This is a genomic window from Verticiella alkaliphila (genome assembly GCF_018904615.1).
In the GTDB taxonomy this organism is placed as follows: domain Bacteria; phylum Pseudomonadota; class Gammaproteobacteria; order Burkholderiales; family Burkholderiaceae_B; genus Verticiella; species Verticiella alkaliphila.
The window spans coordinates 35,441-55,235 of the sequence record NZ_JADCNH010000024.1; the positions used below are offsets into that span (position 1 = coordinate 35,441).

A 19,795-nucleotide genomic window follows, 5' to 3' on the forward strand; every position below is an offset into this window, starting at 1 on the left:
ACCTTTTGCATGGATGCTGCTGACCCATGAGCAAACGCCCCGCCTCCGTCGTGAACGCCGCCAACCGGGACGACCCGCAGTGGTACAAGGACGCCGTCGTCTACCAACTGCACATCAAGTCGTTCTTCGATGCCAACAACGACGGCGTGGGGGATTTCCCCGGCCTCATGCAGAAGCTGGACTACATCGCCCAGCTGGGCGTGGACACCATCTGGGTGCTGCCCTTCTACCCGTCGCCGCGTCGCGACGACGGGTATGACATCGCAGACTATCGCGGCATCCATGCTGATTACGGCACCATGCAGGACATGCGTGCCTTCGTGAAGGCGGCCCACGAACGCGGGCTGCGCGTGATCACCGAACTCGTGGTCAATCACACCTCGGACCAGCACCCGTGGTTCCAGAAGGCGCGCAAGGCCAAGCCCGGCTCGGCCGCTCGAGACTTCTACGTCTGGTCCGACGACGACCAGAAGTACGACGGCACGCGGATCATCTTTCTCGACACCGAGAAATCCAACTGGACGTGGGATGCCGAGGCGAAGGCCTACTTCTGGCACCGCTTCTATTCGCACCAGCCCGATCTGAACTACGACAACCCCAAGGTGCTGAAGGAGGTGTTGTCGATCATGCGGTTCTGGCTGGAGACCGGCGTGGACGGCCTGCGCCTGGATGCCGTGCCCTACCTGGTGGAACGCGAAGGCACGAACAACGAGAACCTGCCCGAGACGCACGAGGTGTTGAAGCGCATCCGGGAGGACCTGGACTCTGCCTTTCCTAACCGCATGCTGCTTTCGGAAGCCAACCAGTGGCCCGAAGATGCGCAGGAGTACTTCGGCTCTGGCGACGAATGCCACATGTCCTTCCATTTCCCGCTGATGCCGCGCATGTACATGGCGATCGCGCGTGAAGATCGCCTGCCGATCATCGACATCATGCGGCAGACGCCGGACATCCCGGAGAATTGCCAGTGGGCGATCTTCCTGCGCAACCACGATGAGCTCACGCTCGAGATGGTCACCAGCAGCGAGCGCGACTACCTCTGGAACTTCTACGCCGCCGATCGACGTGCGCGGATCAACCTGGGCATCCGCCGCCGTCTAGCGCCTCTGCTCGAACGCGATCGCCGCCGCATCGAGCTCATGAAGAGCCTGCTCTTCTCGATGCCCGGCACGCCGGTCATGTATTACGGCGACGAGATCGGCATGGGCGACAACATCCACCTGGGTGACCGGGACGGCGTGCGCACTCCGATGCAGTGGTCACCGGACCGCAACGGCGGCTTCTCGCGGGCCGACCCGGAGAATCTCGTCCTGCCGCCCATCATGGGCCCGCTGTACGGCTTCGAGGCCGTCAACGTCGAAGCCCAGGAACGTGACCCGCATTCGCTGCTCAACTGGACGCGCCGCATGCTCGCCATCCGTCGGCAGCATCGTGTGTTCGGCCGGGGCAGCCTGTCCTTCCTGTTCCCGGGCAACCGCAAGATCCTGGCCTATCTGCGCAGCTTCGAGGACAAGACCATCCTGTGCGTGGCCAACCTGTCCCATGCCACGCAGGCGGTCGAACTGGATCTGGCGGCCTACGATGGCCGCGTGCCGGTGGAACTGATGGGCGGCACGCCGTTCCCGAATATCGGGACATTGCCCTACCTGCTGACGCTGCCGCCCTACGGCTTCTACTGGTTCGATCTCTCGGCCGACGTGGCCCCGCCGAGCTGGCACACCACGGCGCCGGAGCAGTTGCCCGAGTACGCTACCCTGGTCCTGCGCGGTCGTACCGGCTATCAGCTCACCGAAGGCGCGGAGCGCACCCTGCGGCAGGAAGTGCTGCCCGCCTACCTACGGTTGCGTCGCTGGTTCGCCGCCAAGGACCAGAAGCTGGGGAGCGTGCAGATCGCGTATGCCGTGCCCCTGCCGGGCGTGACCGAAACCTACCTGGCGGAGATCGAAGCCAAGGTGGGCAACTCTACGCAACGCTACGCATTGCCGGTGACGCTGCGCTGGGCGGACGACCTTTCCGGCCTGCCGCAACAGTTGGCGCTGGCGCGCGTGCGGCGCATCGCGCAAATGGGCGTGGTCACGGACGCCTTTACCGTGCCGGAATTCGCCCATGGGGTGATCGCGGCGCTGCGTGCGGGCGCCGAGGTGCCCGTACGCTCGGCCGAGGGCAATCAGCGTATCCGCTTCCTCGCTCAGCCGGGCCTGGCCGACATTGATCTGCCCGCCGATGCTCCCATCGACTGGCTGAGCGCCGAGCAATCCAACAGCTCGCTCGTCATCGACGACAAGGTCATGCTCAAGCTGGTGCGCCGCGTGGTGGGCGGCGAGCATCCCGAAGCAGAGATGACGCGTTACCTGACTGCCGCAGGGTATGCCAACACCCCTGCCCTGTTGGGCGAGGTCGTGCGCGAGGATGCGCAAGGCATGCGACACACTTTCATCCTCGCCAGTGCCTTCGTCCCGAACGAAGGCGACGCGTGGAACTGGACACTCGATTACCTGCGGCAGACCCTGGACGCCGTCCAGATGACGGACGAGGACAAGGCCCATTACGACGACCAGCTTCAGGGCTACGCTGCCGTGGCGGCCATGATTGGCCGCCGCCTGGCCGAGCTGCACGCCGTGCTGGCAGCCCCCACGGACAATGCCGCCTTCGCGCCGGAAGATCTCGATGCGCGTGGCGCCAAGCAACGGGCAGACGCCGTCACCAAGATGCTGGAGCGCGCGCTCGATGCGCTGCGCCAGTGGGGTCCGAGCGCCGACGCGCGCCTGCGGACGGTGGCCGATGCCCTGCTGGCGCAGCGTCAGTCCTTGCTCTCTCGCGTGCGCGAGCTGGCCGAGGCTGAGCGTGGCACCCGCCAGACCCGCATCCATGGCGACCTGCATCTGGGTCAGATCCTCGTGGCGCAAGGCGACGCCTACCTGATCGACTTCGAAGGTGAGCCCGCCCGCGGCATCGAGGAGCGCCGTGCCAAGGCCTCGCCCTGGCGCGACGTGGCGGGCATGCTGCGCTCGTTCGACTATGCCGCCGCAGCGCTCGCCGACACCGGTGACGCCGTGCAGGCCGATGGCGCCGCACAGGCCGCGGCGGCCGATCCGGCCAGCGTGTCGCGCCAGCGGCGCGATGCCCTGCTCGCCCGCTTCCGGCACGTCGCGAGCGCGTCGCTGCTCGAGGCCTATCGTGCGCGCCTGACCGAAGCAGGTGACACGCTCGGCGAGGCGGCAGGGCAGCCCGTGCTGGAGCTGGCACTGCTTGAGAAGGCCGCCTATGAGATCTGCTACGAAGCGGCCAACCGCCCCACCTGGCTCGGCATTCCCCTGCAGGCCTCGCGCGCATCGCGAGCCGACTGCTCGGCCAACCCCTGATCGACGAGGAAGCCCCGTGAACGAGGCCCTGGAGCGCGATATCGACGCGCTGATGCATGCGCGTCATGCGGATCCCTTTGCTGTCCTGGGCCCGCATGACACCGAGAACGGCCGCGAGATTCGCGCCTGGATGCCCGGTGCCGTCAGCATCGAAGCCGTCGCTGCCGATGGCGAGGACGTGCAGACACTGCATGCCGTGCGCGACGGCTTCTTTCGTGGTGCGGGCCCGCAGGGCACGTATCGGCTGCGCGTGCAGTGGCCTCACGGCACGCATGAGACCGAAGATCCTTACGCGTTCGGCAACATCCTCGACGAATCGGATCTTCACGCGTTTCGCGAAGGCCGTCATGGCGCCCTGGACGAGCGGCTCGGCGCCCACGCCTGCACGTGGCATGGCGTGGCCGGCACCCGTTTTGCAGTGTGGGCGCCAAACGCCCGCCGGGTATCGGTGGTGGGCGACTTCAACAGCTGGGATGGCCGGCGCCATCCCATGCGGTTGCGCTTCACCGCGGGCGTCTGGGAGCTCTTCCTGCCAGGCGTCGGCCCAGGGTCACGCTACAAGTTCGAGATCCTCGGTGCGCACGGCGGCGTGAGCCAGCGTGCCGACCCTTTTGCCCGGCAAACCGAGGCGCCGCCAGGTACGGCATCGATCGTGGTCGACCCGACGCCGTTCGCCTTCACGGATGCGGAGTGGATGGCGCAGCGCGCCGAACGCCATGCGCTGGATGCCCCGATCAGCATCTACGAAGTCCATGCCGGCTCCTGGCGCCGCGAGGATGGGCGCGAGCTCAACTGGCATGCCCTGGCCGACCGCCTCGTGCCCTACGTGAAGGCCCTGGGCTTCACGCACATCGAGCTGATGCCCATCATGGAGCATCCGTTCGGCGGCTCCTGGGGCTATCAGCCGCTGGGCCTGTTCGCGCCCACGGCACGCTATGGTTCGCCAGCGGATTTCGCCTATTTCGTGAACGCCTGCCATGCAGCGCACATCGGTGTCATCCTGGACTGGGTGCCAGCGCACTTCCCGAACGACGCGCATGGGCTGGTCGAATTCGACGGGACGGCGCTCTTCGAGCACGCCGATCCGCGGGAGGGCTACCACCCCGACTGGAACACGATGATCTACAACCTCGGGCGCAACGAGGTTCGCAATTTCATGATCGCAAGCGGGATCGCCTGGCTGCAGCGTTTTCACGTCGATGGGCTGCGCGTGGATGCCGTGGCCTCCATGCTGTATCGCGACTACAGCCGCAAGGCCGGCGAATGGGTGCCGAACATCCATGGTGGGCGCGAGAACCTCGAATCCATCACTTTCCTGCAGGCCCTGAATGAGGCCGTGGACACGCGGTGTCCTGGCGCCATCACGATCGCCGAGGAATCGACCGCGTGGCCCGGCGTCACCGCGCCCGTGCGCGACGGCGGGCTGGGCTTTCACTACAAGTGGAACATGGGCTGGATGCACGACACCCTCCACTACCTGGAACAGGACCCGATCCACCGGCGCTTTCATCACCACCACATGACGTTCGGCCTGGTCTATGCGTGGTCCGAGCATTTCGTCCTGCCTCTCTCGCACGACGAAGTGGTGCATGGCAAAGGCTCGCTGCTGGGCAAGATGCCGGGCGACGACTGGCAGCGCTTTGCGAATCTGCGCGCGTACTTCGGCTTCCTGTGGACGCATCCGGGGAAGAAGCTGCTCTTCATGGGCGGCGAGATTGCGCAGCGGGCCGAGTGGAACCACGATGCCGAACTCGCCTGGAACACGCTCGACGATCCTCGCCATCGCGGCGTCCAACACCTGGTGCGTGACCTCAATCGCGTCTATCGGGAACTGCCCGCGCTGCACCAGCGCGACGCGAATCCCGATGGGTTTGCCTGGGTGGTGGGCGACGACAGCACGAACAGCGTGCTGGCCTATCTGCGTCAGGCACCCGGCACCGCCCCGGTGCTCGTGGTGGTCAACCTGACGCCGGTGCCACGCGGCGATTACCGCATCGGCGTGCCCCATGCCGGCTTCTGGGCAGAGCGTCTGAACAGCGACGCCGATCTCTATGGCGGCTCAGGCATGGGGAATGCGGGAGGGCGAGCCACGGATGACGTCACTGCGCATGGCTTTGCGCAGTCGCTGAGTCTGGTCCTTCCTCCGTTGTCCACTCTCATCCTCCAGCTCGAAGGATTCGCATCATGACCGCCCCGTTTCCGGACCGTCTTGCCCCTGGCCAGCCCTATCCCCTTGGCGCCTCGGCAGACGGCCTGGGTGTGAATTTCGCCGTGTTCTCCGCCCACGCCACGCGCGTGGACCTCTGCATCTTCGACGCCTCCGGGCGCAAGGAAATCGCCCGGCTGCCGCTGCCGGAATGTACCGATGAAGTCTGGCACGGCTACCTGCCCGACGCAGGCGCTGGCCTGGTCTACGGCTATCGGGTGCACGGCCCCTACGATCCCAAGCGCGGCCACCGTTTCAATCCGCACAAGCTCGTGCTGGATCCCTATGCCAAGCAACTCACCGGGCCGCTGCGCTGGTCCGACGCGCTCTTTGGCTATCGGATGAACCACCCTCGCGAAGACCTGGCCATGGACCGCCGCGACAGCGCGCCCGCCATGCCCAAGGCCATCGTTGTGGAGGACGCCTTCAACTGGGGCGGCAGCACCCGTCCGCGTACGCCGTGGGAATCGACCTTCATCTACGAAGCCCACGTGAAGGGCGCGACGATGCGTCGCGAGGAAATCCGCCCGGATCTGCGCGGCAGCTTCGCGGCACTGAGCAACCGCCACTTCATCGATCATCTGGTGAAGATCGGTGTCACGGCCATCGAACTCCTGCCAGTGCATGCCTTCCTGCAGGACCGCTTCCTGGTCGAGCGCGACCTGCGCAATTACTGGGGCTATAGCACGCTGTCGTTCTTCGCGCCCGAGCCCGGCTACTTCTCCAGCAACACGATCAACGAGCTGCGCGCGGCGGTGCGCCGCCTGCATGCCGCCGGCATCGAAGTGATCCTGGACGTGGTCTACAACCACACCTGCGAAGGCAATCACATGGGGCCGACGCTCTCCTGGCGCGGCCTGGACAATGCGAGCTACTACCGCCTGGTGCCGGGCGACGAGCGCCACTACATGGACTTCACCGGTTGCGGCAACAGCGTGAACCTCACCCATCCGCGCGTGCTGCAGATGGTGACTGATTCGCTGCGCTACTGGGCCACAGCGTTCCAGGTCGATGGATTCCGCTTCGATCTCGGCGTGAGCCTGGGCCGCGAGCATGACAACTTCGACCCCAACTCGGGCTTCTTCGACGTGATCCGCCAGGATCCGCTGCTCTCGCAGCTGAAGATGATTTCCGAGCCGTGGGACCTGGGCCCGGATGGCTACCAGGTGGGGAATCATCCGCCTGGATTTGCGGAGTGGAACGACAAATTCCGTGACGGCGTGCGCAAGTTCTGGCGCGGCGAGGAGGGTCACCGCGGCGAACTAGCCGCCCGGCTCGCGGGCTCCGGCGAAGTCTTCAATCGCCGCCATCGTCGCCCGTGGTCCTCGGTGAATTTCCTCGCGGCCCACGACGGCTTCACCCTGCAGGACGTCGTGAGCTACAACGACAAGCACAACGAGGCCAATCGCGAGGAGAACCGCGACGGGCACAGCGCGAACGCCAGCAACAATTGGGGTGTGGAAGGCGAAACCGATGACGCCGCCATCCTCGAGACGCGCGGCCGCGTCAAGCGCAGCCTGCTCGCTACCCTCTTCTTCTCGTACGGCACGCCGATGCTGCTCGCCGGCGACGAATTCGGCAACAGCCAGGGCGGCAACAACAACGCCTACTGCCAGGACAACGAGATTTCCTGGCTCGACTGGGAGGCCGCAGCTAGCGACGCCGGCCAGGAGCAACAGGATTTCGTTGCGCAACTGACACGGCTGCGCCGCGAGCATCCATCACTGCGCGCCACCCGTTACGAGGACCCGAACCGTCAGGTGGGTGAGGGCATGAATGCCCTCGCCTGGTTCGACTTCGACGCGCAGCCGATGGACGATGCGCGATGGAACGATCACCAGGGTCGTCTGCTGGTGCTGCGCCGTGCCGTCAACAGCGAGGAAGGCGTGCTCGACGTGACCGCCGTCCTCATCAACGGCTGGCACGAGGCCCTCGACTTCACGCTGCCGCCCCCTGGGGTTGGCCAACGCTGGCGCATTCTCCTCGACACGGCGCAGCCGCGGGACTTGGCAGCGCGTGACAGCGGGCCTACGCTGTCCGTTCAGGCCCGCAGCGTGGTGCTGGTGCACGCCGTGGCGGGTGGTGCCGAGGAGACATGATGGCAAACGATTTCACGTACGCTTTTGGCCCGACGGTACTGGACGACGGACGCACGCGCTTTCGCCTGTGGGCGCCGAACGCTGAGGCGGTCCGCCTCGAAATCGGTGGGCAGGACACCGTCCCCATGCAATCCGCACAGGATGGGTGGTGGGAAGCGGTGGCCGAGTGCCCCGCGGGCGCGCGCTATCGCTTTGGCGTGGGCGAGGTGTCCGTCCCCGATCCAGCCTCTCGCCAGCAGGACAACGACGTCCACGATGCCAGCATCGTGTTGTCCGCCGAGGGCTATGCCTGGCGGCATCCCGAATGGCGCGGCAGGCCCTGGCACGAGACGGTGCTCTACGAGCTGCATCCCGGCGTGCTGGGCGGCTTCGCGGGCGTGACGGCACGGCTGCCCGAGCTGGCCTCGCTGGGCATCACGGCGGTCGAGCTGATGCCGATCGCGGATTTCCCCGGCCCGCGCAATTGGGGCTATGACGGCGTGCTGCCCTACGCCGTGGACACGGCGTACGGCACGCCCGACGAATTGCGCCTGCTGATCGACACCGCGCATGGCCTGGGCATGATGGTATTTCTCGACGTGGTCTACAACCACTTCGGCCCGGACGGCAATTATCTCAATCACTACGCGAGCGACTTCTTTCGCGACGACCTGCAGACGCCGTGGGGCCCAGCGATCGACTTTCGCCGTCCGCAGGTGCGCCAGTTCTTCGCCGAGAATGCCCTCTACTGGCTGCGCGAATTCCGCTTCGACGGGCTGCGGTTCGATGCCGTGCATGCGATCCCGGACATGGCCTGGCTGGACGAGATGGCCGCGTTCGTGCGCAGCCACCTGCCCGCCGAGCGCCACGTTCACCTGGTACTGGAGAACGACGACAACTCGGCGTCGCATCTGCACAAGGATTTCGATGCGCAGTGGAACGACGACGCGCATCACGTGCTGCACGTGCTGCTCACGGACGAGCGCGACGGCTACTACGGCGATTATGCCGACCAGCCGGAAGCCCGCCTTGCCCGGTGCCTTGCTGAGGGCTTTGTCTATCAGGGCGAGCCCTCTGCGCACCGCAAAGGCGAGCCGCGCGGCGAACCGAGTGCGGATCTGCCGCCCACGGCCTTCGTCATGTTCCTGCAGAACCACGACCAGATCGGCAACCGGGCGTTTGGCGAGCGTCTGACGACGCTGCTCGACGCCCGCGCGCCGCGTGACGAGCCCAATCCGCTGGCGGCAGCCGTGGCCCTCACGCTGCTCACGCCGCACATTCCCATGATCTTCATGGGCGAGGAGATCGGCTCGAAGGCGCCTTTCCTGTACTTCACGAGCCATCACGAGACGCTCGCCCAGGCCGTGCGTGACGGTCGACGCAAGGAGTTCTCGGGCTTTGCCGCCTTCGCGGGCGGCGGGCCGATGACCGATCTGCCCGATCCCAATGCGCGCGCGACCTTCGCGCGCTCTGCGCCCGGGGATCCGCATGCCGTGCACGTGGACGAGAGCATCTGGTCCGCCTTCTACTGGCGCCTGCTCAAGGTACGCCGGCAGGCGTTGGCGCCCCGACTGCCCGGCTCGAGCGCGCTCGGCGCCGACGTGCTGGGCGAGAAGTGCGTTCAAGCGCGCTGGCGCCTGGGCGACGGTGCCCGCCTGCACCTGCTCGTGAATCTGAGCCAGCAGGATGTGGCGCTGCCCGACGCAGCCCTTATGGGCGACGTGCTGTTCGAGACCCGCCCAGGGCTTGCCGAGGGCGTCCGGCACGGCAGGCTGCTGGCAGGTGGTCTGCTCGCCATGCTGGACAAGTCCGATGCTGCCGCCAGCCTTCCCTCGCCACAATCGGCCGAACGCGATGACATCGCGCAGCGCACCGTGGTCGGAGGCGCCTCGTGAGCGATCTGGATCGGCTGGCCCACGCGGCCGGCGTGGCACTGGACTGGCAGGATGCCCGCGGCCAGCCCCAACGGGTGGCGCCGGAAGTGGCCCAGCGCGTCCTGAATGCGCTGGGTCTGCCTGCCGACGACGCGGCGAGCCGCGCGCAGAGCCTGGCCGTGCTCGCCGACGAAGCGCGGGCGTGTCCGCCGCTCGTGACCGCGCAAGCCGGCAGTCCGATCATCGTGACAGGCGCAGGGCGCAGTGATCTGGCCTATTGCATCGAACAGGAGGACGGCACGCGCGTGACCGGCACGGCGGACAGCACAGGCGAAGGGCGGCTGCGTCTGCCCGCGTTGGCCGAGGCTGGTTATCATCGCCTGATCCTGGGCCAGCAGGAACTGACCCTCGCGAACGCACCTGCGCGTGGCTTCACCGTGCAGGATCTTCCTGCAGGTCGAGGTCGGCCCTGGGGCGTGGCGGCCCAACTCTACAGCCTGCGACGCTCGGCGGCCGGCACGGGAGACGCGCGCGGCGTGGGCGATTTCACGGCGCTCACGCGGCTCGCGGCCAGCGTGGCGCGGGCGGGGGGAGACGCTGTTGCCATCAGCCCCGTGCACGCCATGTTCAGTGCGGACACGCATCGCTATAGCCCCTACGCGCCGTCGAGCCGGCTGTTCCTGAATGCCGTGCATGCGGACCCGCGCGACACCTTTTCGCCTCGGGCCGTCGAGGCTGCGCTCGCAGTGACGGGTGCAGGCGAACGCCTGCTGACGCTCGAGGACGCCGAACTGGTGGAATGGCCCGAGGTGGCTCGCCTGCGGCTGGACTTGCTCGCGCATCTGTTCGCGGGCTTTCCGGCCAACGCCAGCCCGGCAGCCGCCACGCAGTTCGAGTCATTCCTGAATCAGGGCGGCGACACCCTCATGCGCCACGCGCGCTTCGAAGCGCTGCATGAGCACTATGTGGCCCAAGGCAACTTCGATTGGCGGCAGTGGCCCGCCGAACACCGCGATCCCACGAACCCGGCCGTGACCGCGTTCGCGCAAGCGCATGCCGAGCGGGTGCGTTTTCACGCCTTTGTGCAGTGGCTCGCCGATCTCGGCCTGGCCAAGGCGCACCGCACCGCCATCGGCGCGGGCATGCGCATTGGCCTCATCGCCGATCTCGCCGTGGGCACCGACCCGGCGGGCAGCCATGCCTGGAGCCGCCAGGAGGAGATCACGACAGGCTTGTCGCCCGGCGCGCCGCCCGACATCTACAACCCGAAGGGTCAGGCGTGGGGCCTCACGGCGTTCTCGCCGCGCGCCCTGCGCCGTCACGGCTATGCCGCCTACCTGGAGATGCTGCGCGCGGCCTTAGCCCACGCCGGTGGCCTGCGCATCGATCATGCACTCGGGCTGGCGCGCCTCTGGCTCGTCCCTGAGGGCGCACCACCCAGCGAGGGCGCCTACGTCAGCCTGCCCTTCGAGGATCTCATGCGCCTGACGGCGCTCGAGTCGCATCGACATCGGGCGCTGATCCTCGGCGAGAACCTCGGCACCGTGCCAGAAGGCTTCAACGCGCAGATCGCCCGCTACGGCATGCTCGGCATGCAGGTGCTCTGGTTCCAGCGCGACAACGCCTGGCCGCCTGGCTTCGTGCCACCGTCGCAGTGGAATACGGGCGACATGGCGACGACCAGCACGCACGATCTGCCCACGGTGGCGGGCTGGTGGCAAGGCCGCGACATCGATTGGCGCAGTCGCCTGGATCTCCTTGGCGACGGCTCCGAATCGGAGGAACGGGCCGCGCGCGCGGGTGACCGACACGCACTCTGGAAGGCGATCCGCCCGGCCCCCGAGGCGCCCGAACCCGCGCCGGAAAGCCCCCCGGTGGACGATGCCATCGACTTCCTGGGACGCACCGCCAACGATCTCGTGTTGCTGCCGCTCGAAGACGCCCTCGGCCTGGTGGAGCAGCCCAACCTGCCCGGCACCATCGATTCCCATCCCAATTGGCGCCGGCGTCTGCCGGTGGCCGCCGACGACCTGGCGGGCCAGGCACCGGCTGCCGCCCGTCTGCAACGCCTGGCTGACGCGAGAACCCGCTCATCATGACCGCCCCGCGCGCCACCGTGCGCCTGCAGTTCCATCCCGAATTCACGCTGGATGATGCCGTCCCCCTGGTCGATTACTTCGCCAGTCTGGGCGTCAGTCATGTCTACGCGTCCCCACTCACCGAGGCCCGCGACGGCTCCACCCACGGCTACGACGTCATCGACCACGGTCGCATCCGGCACGCACTGGGCGGTGAGCTGGCGCTGCGACGCCTGGTGGATCGCCTGCGCGCCGCCGGCATGGGCCTCATCCTGGACATCGTGCCCAATCACATGGGAACGGGCTGCGCCAACCCCTGGTGGTGGGACGTCCTGCGCTGGGGACCGGAGAGCCGCTACGCCGGGCACTTTGACATCGACTGGCGTGCGCCCGATCCGGCGCTGACCGGCAAGATCCTTGCGCCGTTCCTGGGCGGCGCCTATGGTGCCGAGCTTGCGAGCGGCGATCTGCGTCTGGTGTTCGATGCGCCCAGCGGTGCATTCGAGATCCGCTATCACGACAACCGCTTTCCCGTGACGCCCGCGAGTTTCGCCGGCATCTTTGCGAGCGTGCCAGGTTCGCCCACGGCGGCCGGGCTCGCGGATACCTTCGCGGCCCTGACGCCGGGTACCGCGTGGCACGCCCGCCAGGCCGCCTGCACCACGTTGCGCGCAGCCGCCGGCGAACCCACCGTGCGCGCCGTGATCGATGCGGCCCTGGTGGCCCATGACCCTGCCGAGCCGGCCGGGCGCGAGCGACTGCACCAGCTGCTCGAACGCCAGCACTATCGCCTCACGTGGTGGCGCAACGCGGCCGAGCAAATCAATTGGCGGCGCTTCTTCGAGATCAGCGACCTCGTCGGCGTGCGCGTGGAAGAACCCGAAGTCTTTGCCGACGTCCACGCCCTCATCGTGCGGCTCTACGCCGAAGGCATCATCGATGGCGTGCGCATCGACCACGTCGATGGCCTCACGGACCCGCGCGGCTACTGCCGTGCCCTGCGCGCTGCGCTGCGCGCCGTTGCCCAGGAACGCCCAGGCGAATTGGCCGGGGACGAGCCGGTGGTGCTCGTGGAGAAGATCCTCGGTGCGCATGAAACGATGCCCGAGGACTGGGACGTCGATGGCACGAGTGGCTACGACTTCATGGCCGAGGTGGGCGGCGTGCTGCACGATGCCGAGGGCGAGGCCCCGCTCACAACACTCTGGAAGAGCGTGTCGGGCGAGCGCCGCGACATCTCGGTGTTGGTGCCGGAAGCCCGGCGCATGCTCATCTCCCGCCACTTCGCGGGTGAACACGAGAACCTTGCGCGCGCCCTGCATGGCATTGCACAGGAAAGTGCGCAGTCCAGAGACTGGAGCCTGGCTGCCATCCGCCGCACGCTCACCGAGCTGCTCGTCGCCTTCCCCGTCTATCGCACCTATGGCGGTCTGCACGGGCGTACCGACGCCGATCAGGTGTTCTTTCGCGAAGCGGTCGAGGCAGCCCGTGCCCGCTTGCAAGCCGACGACCAGGTGCTCCTGGACCAGATCGATGCCTGGCTCGGCGGGGAAACCGCGGCCAACCATCCGCCCGGACCGCGTCGCAATGCCCGGCTCACGGCCATCCGGCGATTCCAGCAACTGACCGCGCCCCTGGCGGCCAAGTCGCTGGAGGACACGGTGTTCTTCCGCTACGGGCGCCTGCTCTCGCGCAACGAGGTGGGTGCCGAACCTGGCGTTTTCGCCCTGAGCGTGGCGGATTTCCACGCGGCGGGGCAGGCGCGTGCGAAGCATTGGCCGCAGGCCATGCTGGCCACGGCCACCCATGACCACAAACGCGGCGAGGACGCCCGGATGCGCCTGGCCGTGGTGAGCGAAGTGCCGGAAGCCTGGCGCACGTTCGCCGAGAGCTGGATGTCGTCGGCAGAAGACGCCCCGCACCCTGCTGACCAGTACATGCTGCTAAGCACGCTCGTGGCGGCCTGGGCACCCGATCTCGGCGTGAACGACGAAGCCGGCATCGATGCGTTGCGAGAACGTGTCGATGCGTGGCAGGTGAAGTCGCTGCGCGAAGGCAAGCTGCGCTCGACGTGGTTCGCGCCAGACACGGACTACGAGGCCCGCTGCTCGGCCTTCCTCACCGAGCGCCTCGCACCGGGGCCGCATCGCGACGCGCTCTATGCCTTCGTGACGATGATCGCGCCCGCCGGCGCCATCAAGAGCCTGGCTCAGACGCTGGTGCGCCTCACGTTCCCGGGCGTGCCCGATCTTTACCAAGGCACGGAATTCTGGGATTTCAGCCTGACGGATCCGGACAACCGCCGGCCGGTGGATTTCGACGCTCGTATCGAGGCCCTTGGCCAGCCCCTGTCGGGCCCTGGTGCGTTGCAAACCTGGCAAGACGGGCGCGTCAAGCAATGGCTGGTGCGGCGTGCCCTTGGGTTGCGTCAGCGCGAACCTGCGCTCTTCGTGGGCGGCGACTACGTGCCGCTCGTCGTGACGGGCGCACACGCCGATGACGTTATCGCCTATGCCCGACGCCAGGGCGACGCCATCGCGCTGGTGATCGTGCCGCGGCGCGCCGCCGCGCGCCTGGGCCAGACGGGCGAAGCGACCGCATCGCTGCCGCTGCTGCCTGCCGAGCGCTGGGCGGACACGCAGATCGTCCTGCCCGACGCATGGTCCGACATCACGTGGGCTGACGCCCTCGCCCGCCTCGATGCCCCGGCCATTGCCGCCACCCAAGGCCGACTGCCGCTCGCGCAGGTGCTGGCGGACTTCCCTGTCGCGCTGCTGCGCCGCGAATAGCGGGGCTCTTCGTCCCGGCGCCGCGCGGCGCCGGGAACTCTCTTTGCTGAAGCATTCGTGACGTGGCCCTGCGGCCGCGGCCCGTCCATCGTGGGCGCGGCGCCCGGACGAGGACACGACATGAGCATCGGCAAGACGCATTGGGCCATCGCGGAAGGCTATATCCCCGGCAAGAGTGTGGACGACAGCCGCGAACTGCTGTCGCACGAAACGGCCTGCATCCTCAACGCCAATGATGCGCCTGCCCATGTGCGCATCCTGCTGTACTTCGCGGATCGCGAGCCTGTCGGCCCGTACGAGGTGACAGTGGCGCCGCGCCGCACGCTGCACCTGCGCTTCAACGACCTGACGGATCCCGCCCCCGTGCCGCGCGATACCGACTATGCCTCGACCTTCGAATCGGACGTGCCGATCGTGGTACAGCACACCCGGCTGGACTCGCGCCACCCGAACATTGCGCTCCTGTCCACCATGGCCTTTGCCGGCAACTGACGGGAGGCCCATGCCCAAGCAACCCCCGATTTCCGACTACGCCCTGCTGGGCGATTGCGAGACCGCCGCGCTGGTGAACCGTCACGGTGGCATCGACTGGCTGTGCTGGCCGCGCTTCGATTCCCAGGCGTGCTTCACCCGCCTCCTGGGTGAGGAGGACCACGGCCATTGGCGTATCGCGCCGCTGACTGGCGGCCCCTGCGCCACCCGTCGCTACCTGCCGGGCACCCTGGTGCTGGAGAGCCGGTTCGACACGGATACCGGCGCCGTCCGCGTTCTCGACTTCATGCCGATCCGCGAGCACGCGGGGCAGTCGCCCTCCAGCGTCGTGCGTCTGGTCGAGGGCATCGAAGGCAGCGTGGACATGTGCATGGAGCTCGTGATCCGCTTCGACTACGGCCGCACGGTGCCGTGGCTGTCCCGGCTGTCCGATGGCAGCCTGCGCGCCGTGGCAGGTCCCGACGCCGTGGTGCTGGACACGCCAGTGCGCACGCACGGCAAGGCCTTCAAGACGTTTGCCGAGTTCACGGTGAAGGCCGGCGAGCGCGTGCCCTTCTCGCTCACCTATCATGCATCGCACCTGCCGCGCCCGCCCAGCCCCAAAGCCGACGAAGCCCTCGCGCAGACTGTCGCATTCTGGGAACGCTGGTCCCGTCAGAGCCGTTACGAAGGCCCCTGGCAGGATCCGGTAAATCGCTCGCTCGTCACGATCAAGGCCCTGACGTACGCGCCTACCGGCGGCATCGTGGCGGCACCGACCGCATCGCTGCCGGAACACCTGGGTGGCGAGCGCAACTGGGACTATCGCTTCTGCTGGCTGCGCGACGCCACGTTCACGCTGTCCTCGCTGCTGGCCGCCGGCTATACGGACGAAGCGGCCGACTGGTGCGACTGGCTGCTGCGCGCCGTGGCGGGCGTGGCCACCCAGATGCAGCCGCTCTACGGCATTGCCGGCGAGACGCGTATCGAGGAATACACGCTGGATCACCTGCCCGGCTATCACGGCTCGCAGCCCGTGCGCATCGGCAACGCCGCCTATACCCAGCTGCAGCTGGACATGTTCGGCAGCGTGATCGCCACCTTCCACGAAGCCAGACGCGCCGGGGTGACCATGCACCACGACGCAGGCGCGATGCAGGTGCATCTGCTGCGCCAGCTGGAGAAGGTGTGGCACAAGCCCGATGAAGGCATCTGGGAGGTGCGCGGCGAGCCGCAGCACTTCGTCCATTCCAAGCTCATGTGCTGGGTGGCGTTCGACCGCGCCGTGCGCAGCGCAGAGGCTTTCGGCCTGCGGGGCCCGGTGGACCAGTGGAAGGCGACGCGCGCCAAGCTGCGCGAGGAGATTCTCGCGCGCGGCTACAACGAGAAACTGGGCGCGTTCACGCAGGCCTACGGCGGCAAGACCTTGGACGCAGCGGTGCTCCTGATGCCGCTTGTGGGATTCGTGAAGCCTGACGACCCGCGCATGCTTTCCACGGTCAAGGCCATCGAATCCGGCTTGAAGAGCGACGGTCTCATCCTGCGCTATGACTCCGAGGATTGCACCGACGGCTTGCCCCCGGGCGAGGGTGCGTTCCTCGCGTGCTCGTTCTGGCTGGCGGACAATTACATCCTCCAGGGTCAGCGGGACAAGGCCCAGTCATTGTTCGAACATTTGCTATCGATGCGCAACGACGTGGGATTGCTCGCCGAGGAATACGATCCACGCACCAGGCAGCAGCTGGGCAATTTCCCGCAAGCGTTCTCGCACTTCGCATTAATCGACACGGCATTCCACTTCGAGGGCGCGGCCTGCATGGGGAATCAGATGGGTTCCATCCTACCGTGCGGCAAGGCGGCCTGAGGCCTCAAGCGGCGGCGCGGCCGGGCGCGCCACGCGGGCTGCGCAACGAGACGGGGGGGCCGGCATCGCTACCGGCCCCCCGTTTCTTGCTCAGATATCACGCGCGTCAGATCGTGGCTGCGGCGTCGGTCTCGCCCTTGACGATGTTTCGAGGCTGGGCCTTTTGCTTGTCCATCCGCTTTTGCAGCGCATCCATCTCGGCCGCAAGCCGCTCACGCTCGTCTTGCGGCACACCCTTCTTCAGCTTGGGAAACAGATCTTCTTCTTCTTCGCCATGGTGGTGTTCGGCCTGCTCGGCCAGCACCTTCAGCTTGGGCTCGAATGTTTCGTCCTTGGGATCGAGCGCCATCAGGTCGACCATCAAGCGCTTGAGCGACAGGTGCTCTTCCAGGGACTCCATGAGGATGTCCTTGGTCTTGGCAGCCTTCACTGCAGGGAAAAGTACCTGCTCTTCCGATTCAAGATGCAGGGCCAGATGATCCGCCGCTTCCTTAAAGAGTTCAAGGCGCTTTTGCGGATCGTTCTTACAGTCCACCGCTTTATTGAGCATGCCCTCAACTTCGCGATGTTGCTTCGTGAGATACGTGACGACTTCCACCATGGGAATCTCCGGGATTGATCAAAACCCCCGGAGTTGAGCAAGGCTCATTCCCGCGTGGGCGGAGAATCTGCAGGCGGTGTGGTCAGGGCCGTCTCGAGCATGGCGCGCGCATTGACCACCTCTTCCGGCAGGCCGGAAAGCTTGGCGAAGTGCAAGGCTTCGAGCACGCCGCGCCAAATCGGGTCGGGGCGCTCGACCGTGCCCGCACGCGGTTCGACGAACGCGATGGCGTCGTCCAGCGAAGAGAACTCGCCGCGTTGTCCCTCGCGGTCGTAGGCGATCGGTTCGCCAAAGGGGGCCTGCTCGATTGCAGGCGGCATGGCGCCGGGAAGACCGGAGGCATTCACCGCAAGCGTATCTTGGAATTTTGTCATCGAGGACTCCAGTGCGCCAACAGTCGGCGCGGTCAGCCCGCCCGCGGCGGTCACCGAATGGTCACGTCCCGGGCGGCGACGGAAAAGAGCAAGCCGTGTGCCACACCTGAGGCTCTCCGTGGTCGTCCGAGCGGCTCTGGCGTACCTTGCGTCGCCCGCGCGGACGCTCACCGGCCCAACATCTCCTGACGCATGGCCTCGACCGCCTCGCGCAAGGCAGGCCCGACCGTGTCGCGCAGGTAGCCTTCCGGCATCGCAAAGCTGGGCGCCCCGAAATTCAGGGCGAGCAGATCGCCGCGGGCGTCCTCGAGCGGCACTGCCACCGAATGGACGAGCGGAGAGACCTCGCCCAGGGATAGACACAGTCCGTCCTGTGCGAAATCCGCCTGTGCCTGCGCCAGCCCGGCAGCCGCGCGCTCGTGCGCGGCGCGATCGGCCCGGGCAAGCTGCGCCACGAGACGTGCGTGGGCAGACGCGTCATGCGCGGCCAGGGCGCACAGATACGCCCGGCCCAGGGCGGACTCGCGCATGGCGATGCGCGCGCCCAGTTCATGGTTGGAGCGCAGGGTCGCGCTGCGCGAGCGCGCGATCTCGATCAGCACCATGTCGAGATCGTCACGCACGGCCAGGTACACGGCCCCGCTGAAGCGTTCCGCAAGCGCGGCCATGTGCGGCCGGGCCACGGCGCGCACGTCGACGTGGGCGAGAAAGGCGCTGGCGAGCGGCACAACCCCGGCGGCCAGGGCGAAACGCTCGGTGACGGGGTCCTGCCGCAACATGCCCAGACTCACGAGTGTCGTGGCCAACCGCGTCACCGTGGGCTTGGGGATGCCGGTGCGCAGCGACAGCTCTGCGTTGCTCAGCGTCGGGATCGTCTCCGTGAAGCACCGCAGGACGGCGATGCCACGCTCGAGGGCAGTGACCGTGCCGGCAGCGTTGGCAGGCAGGGCGTGGACGGGCGTCGACGGCATGGCTCTCCTTGGGGCAGCGACCGCACGCGCAGGCGCGGCGAGGGGGTGCACGGGCAAGGCGCGATTATCGCAGCGTCTGGCTCGGGCGACCCGCGGCGCGCGATGAGCCACGGCCGGCGACCGGAGCTCACCGCGCGGCGCGGCCGGCAGCTCAGCCGTCCACCTGAGCGCCCGACTGCTTGACGACCGGCGCCCACTTCGCGATCTCTTCGCGGATGTAGGCGTCGAAGGCCTTGGGCGTGGTGCCGATGGGTGTCATGCCGATCTGCGCCAGGCGCGCCTGGATGTCGGGCATGGCCAGCACGGCGCCGAATGCCTGACTGAGCGTGTCGAGCGTGGCGGGCGGCGTGCCGGCCGGCGCGACGACGCCGAACACGCTTTGCACGTCGAAGCCCGGCAGGACTTCGGCCACGGTCGGTACGTCAGGCAGCGCGGGATCCCGTTTCGGCCCGGTCACGGCCACCGGGACGAGCCGCCCGGACTGGATGTGCGGCAACGAGGAGAAGAGCGGGTCGATCAGGAGCGACACGCGCCCAGAGATCACTTCCGGATACGCCGGGCCCGCGCCCTTGAACGGCACGTGCATCATCTCGACGCCCGCCATGCCCTTCAGGAGTTCGCCCGCCATGTGCATCGAGCTGCCGCTGCCGGGCGAGGCGTAGCTGATGCGCTGCGGATCTGCCTTGGCCAGCGCCAGGATGTCGGGCAGCGTGCGCGCGCCAAGCTCGGGCGATGCCGTGATCACGATCTGCGAGGATGCCAGCAGCGAGACGCCGGCCAGATCCTTCTGCGTGTCGAACGGCATGTTGGTGCGCAGACTGGGGTTGATGACGTGCGACGTCACCACCATGCCCAGCGTATGGCCATCGGGCTCGGCACGGGCGACGACATCCGTCCCGAGCACGGTGCCGGCACCCGGCTTGTAGAGCACGATGATGTTCTGCCCGAGCCTGGCCTGCAGCTTGTCCGACAGCAGCCGGGCGAGAATGTCCACGGCGCCGCCGGGCGCATTGGGCACGATCAGTGTGATCGGGCGGGTGGGAAATTCCGCCGCGGGAGCGGCGAGGGCACTCAGTGCCGTCAGCCCGAGCGCCGCAGCGCCGAGCCATCGTTGCCAGAGAGTCATG

Annotated in this window: 11 protein-coding genes and 1 pseudogene; 8 read left to right on the forward strand and 4 right to left on the reverse strand. The window is 67.4% G+C overall.

The window, feature by feature from the left end; all coding sequences use genetic code 11:
• Window positions 1-26: 26 nt before the first annotated feature.
• From treS to IMZ29_RS15230, 8 genes and pseudogenes are all read left to right on the forward strand, one after another.
• Window positions 27-3,382: pseudogene (gene treS, locus IMZ29_RS15195) on the forward strand (maltose alpha-D-glucosyltransferase).
• The gene (gene glgB, locus IMZ29_RS15200; protein WP_371820297.1) at window positions 3,379-5,550 is read left to right on the forward strand and encodes a 1,4-alpha-glucan branching protein GlgB; all 2,172 of its coding nucleotides are present in this window, start codon (window positions 3,379-3,381) and stop codon (window positions 5,548-5,550) included. Before treS ends, glgB begins: the two are co-directional and overlap by 4 nt.
• A complete protein-coding gene (gene glgX / locus IMZ29_RS15205; RefSeq protein WP_216185628.1) occupies window positions 5,547-7,667 on the forward strand; it encodes a glycogen debranching protein GlgX in 2,121 nt (706 codons plus the stop codon). The genes glgB and glgX overlap by 4 nt, the downstream gene beginning before the upstream one ends.
• Window positions 7,664-9,541 carry a malto-oligosyltrehalose trehalohydrolase gene (treZ, locus tag IMZ29_RS15210; protein WP_216185630.1) on the forward strand — a complete coding sequence of 626 codons (1,878 nt, stop codon included), beginning with the start codon at window positions 7,664-7,666 and terminating at the stop codon, window positions 9,539-9,541. Before glgX ends, treZ begins: the two co-directional genes overlap by 4 nt.
• Entirely contained in the window at window positions 9,538-11,619 is a 2,082-nt protein-coding gene (gene malQ, locus IMZ29_RS15215) for a 4-alpha-glucanotransferase (RefSeq protein WP_216185632.1), read from the forward strand. The genes treZ and malQ overlap by 4 nt, the downstream gene beginning before the upstream one ends.
• Window positions 11,616-14,387 (forward strand): malto-oligosyltrehalose synthase, encoded by a 2,772-nt coding sequence (treY, locus tag IMZ29_RS15220; protein ID WP_216185634.1) that lies wholly within the window; start codon window positions 11,616-11,618, stop codon window positions 14,385-14,387. The genes malQ and treY overlap by 4 nt, the downstream gene beginning before the upstream one ends.
• 120 nt (window positions 14,388-14,507) lie before the next feature.
• The gene (locus IMZ29_RS15225) at window positions 14,508-14,879 is read left to right on the forward strand and encodes a sensory rhodopsin transducer (protein ID WP_216185636.1); all 372 of its coding nucleotides are present in this window, start codon (window positions 14,508-14,510) and stop codon (window positions 14,877-14,879) included.
• A gap of 10 nt (window positions 14,880-14,889) precedes the next feature.
• Window positions 14,890-16,722, forward strand: coding sequence for a glycoside hydrolase family 15 protein (locus tag IMZ29_RS15230; protein ID WP_216185638.1), 1,833 nt, complete (start codon window positions 14,890-14,892; stop codon window positions 16,720-16,722).
• 106 nt (window positions 16,723-16,828) lie between these two features.
• On the opposite strand, the gene IMZ29_RS15235 is transcribed toward IMZ29_RS15230, so the two are convergent.
• From IMZ29_RS15235 to IMZ29_RS15250, 4 genes are all read right to left on the reverse strand, one after another.
• The gene (locus tag IMZ29_RS15235) at window positions 16,829-17,323 is read right to left on the reverse strand and encodes a hemerythrin domain-containing protein (protein WP_253207160.1); all 495 of its coding nucleotides are present in this window, start codon (window positions 17,321-17,323) and stop codon (window positions 16,829-16,831) included.
• 44 nt (window positions 17,324-17,367) lie between these two features.
• Window positions 17,368-17,697 (reverse strand): hypothetical protein, encoded by a 330-nt coding sequence (locus IMZ29_RS15240; RefSeq protein ID WP_216185640.1) that lies wholly within the window; start codon window positions 17,695-17,697, stop codon window positions 17,368-17,370.
• Between the two features lie 167 nt (window positions 17,698-17,864).
• On the reverse strand, window positions 17,865-18,668 hold the full coding sequence (locus IMZ29_RS15245) for an IclR family transcriptional regulator (protein ID WP_216185642.1): 804 nt from the start codon (window positions 18,666-18,668) through the stop codon (window positions 17,865-17,867).
• A gap of 151 nt (window positions 18,669-18,819) precedes the next feature.
• Entirely contained in the window at window positions 18,820-19,794 is a 975-nt protein-coding gene (locus IMZ29_RS15250) for a tripartite tricarboxylate transporter substrate binding protein (protein WP_216185644.1), read from the reverse strand.
• Window position 19,795: the final 1 nt, after the last annotated feature.

Excerpts from the sequence above, each read along its gene's own strand:
- glgX (WP_216185628.1), top strand. The coding sequence starts at position 5,547 with ATGACCGCCCCGTTTCCGGACCGTCTTGCCCCTGGCCAGCCCTATCCC.
- treZ (WP_216185630.1), top strand. The coding sequence starts at position 7,664 with ATGATGGCAAACGATTTCACGTACGCTTTTGGCCCGACGGTACTGGAC.
- treY (WP_216185634.1), top strand. The coding sequence starts at position 11,616 with ATGACCGCCCCGCGCGCCACCGTGCGCCTGCAGTTCCATCCCGAATTC.
- IMZ29_RS15225 (WP_216185636.1), top strand. The coding sequence starts at position 14,508 with ATGAGCATCGGCAAGACGCATTGGGCCATCGCGGAAGGCTATATCCCC.
- IMZ29_RS15230 (WP_216185638.1), top strand. The coding sequence starts at position 14,890 with ATGCCCAAGCAACCCCCGATTTCCGACTACGCCCTGCTGGGCGATTGC.
- IMZ29_RS15235 (WP_253207160.1), bottom strand. The coding sequence starts at position 17,323 with ATGGTGGAAGTCGTCACGTATCTCACGAAGCAACATCGCGAAGTTGAG.
- IMZ29_RS15240 (WP_216185640.1), bottom strand. The coding sequence starts at position 17,697 with ATGACAAAATTCCAAGATACGCTTGCGGTGAATGCCTCCGGTCTTCCC.
- IMZ29_RS15245 (WP_216185642.1), bottom strand. The coding sequence starts at position 18,668 with ATGCCGTCGACGCCCGTCCACGCCCTGCCTGCCAACGCTGCCGGCACG.
- IMZ29_RS15250 (WP_216185644.1), bottom strand. The coding sequence starts at position 19,794 with ATGACTCTCTGGCAACGATGGCTCGGCGCTGCGGCGCTCGGGCTGACG.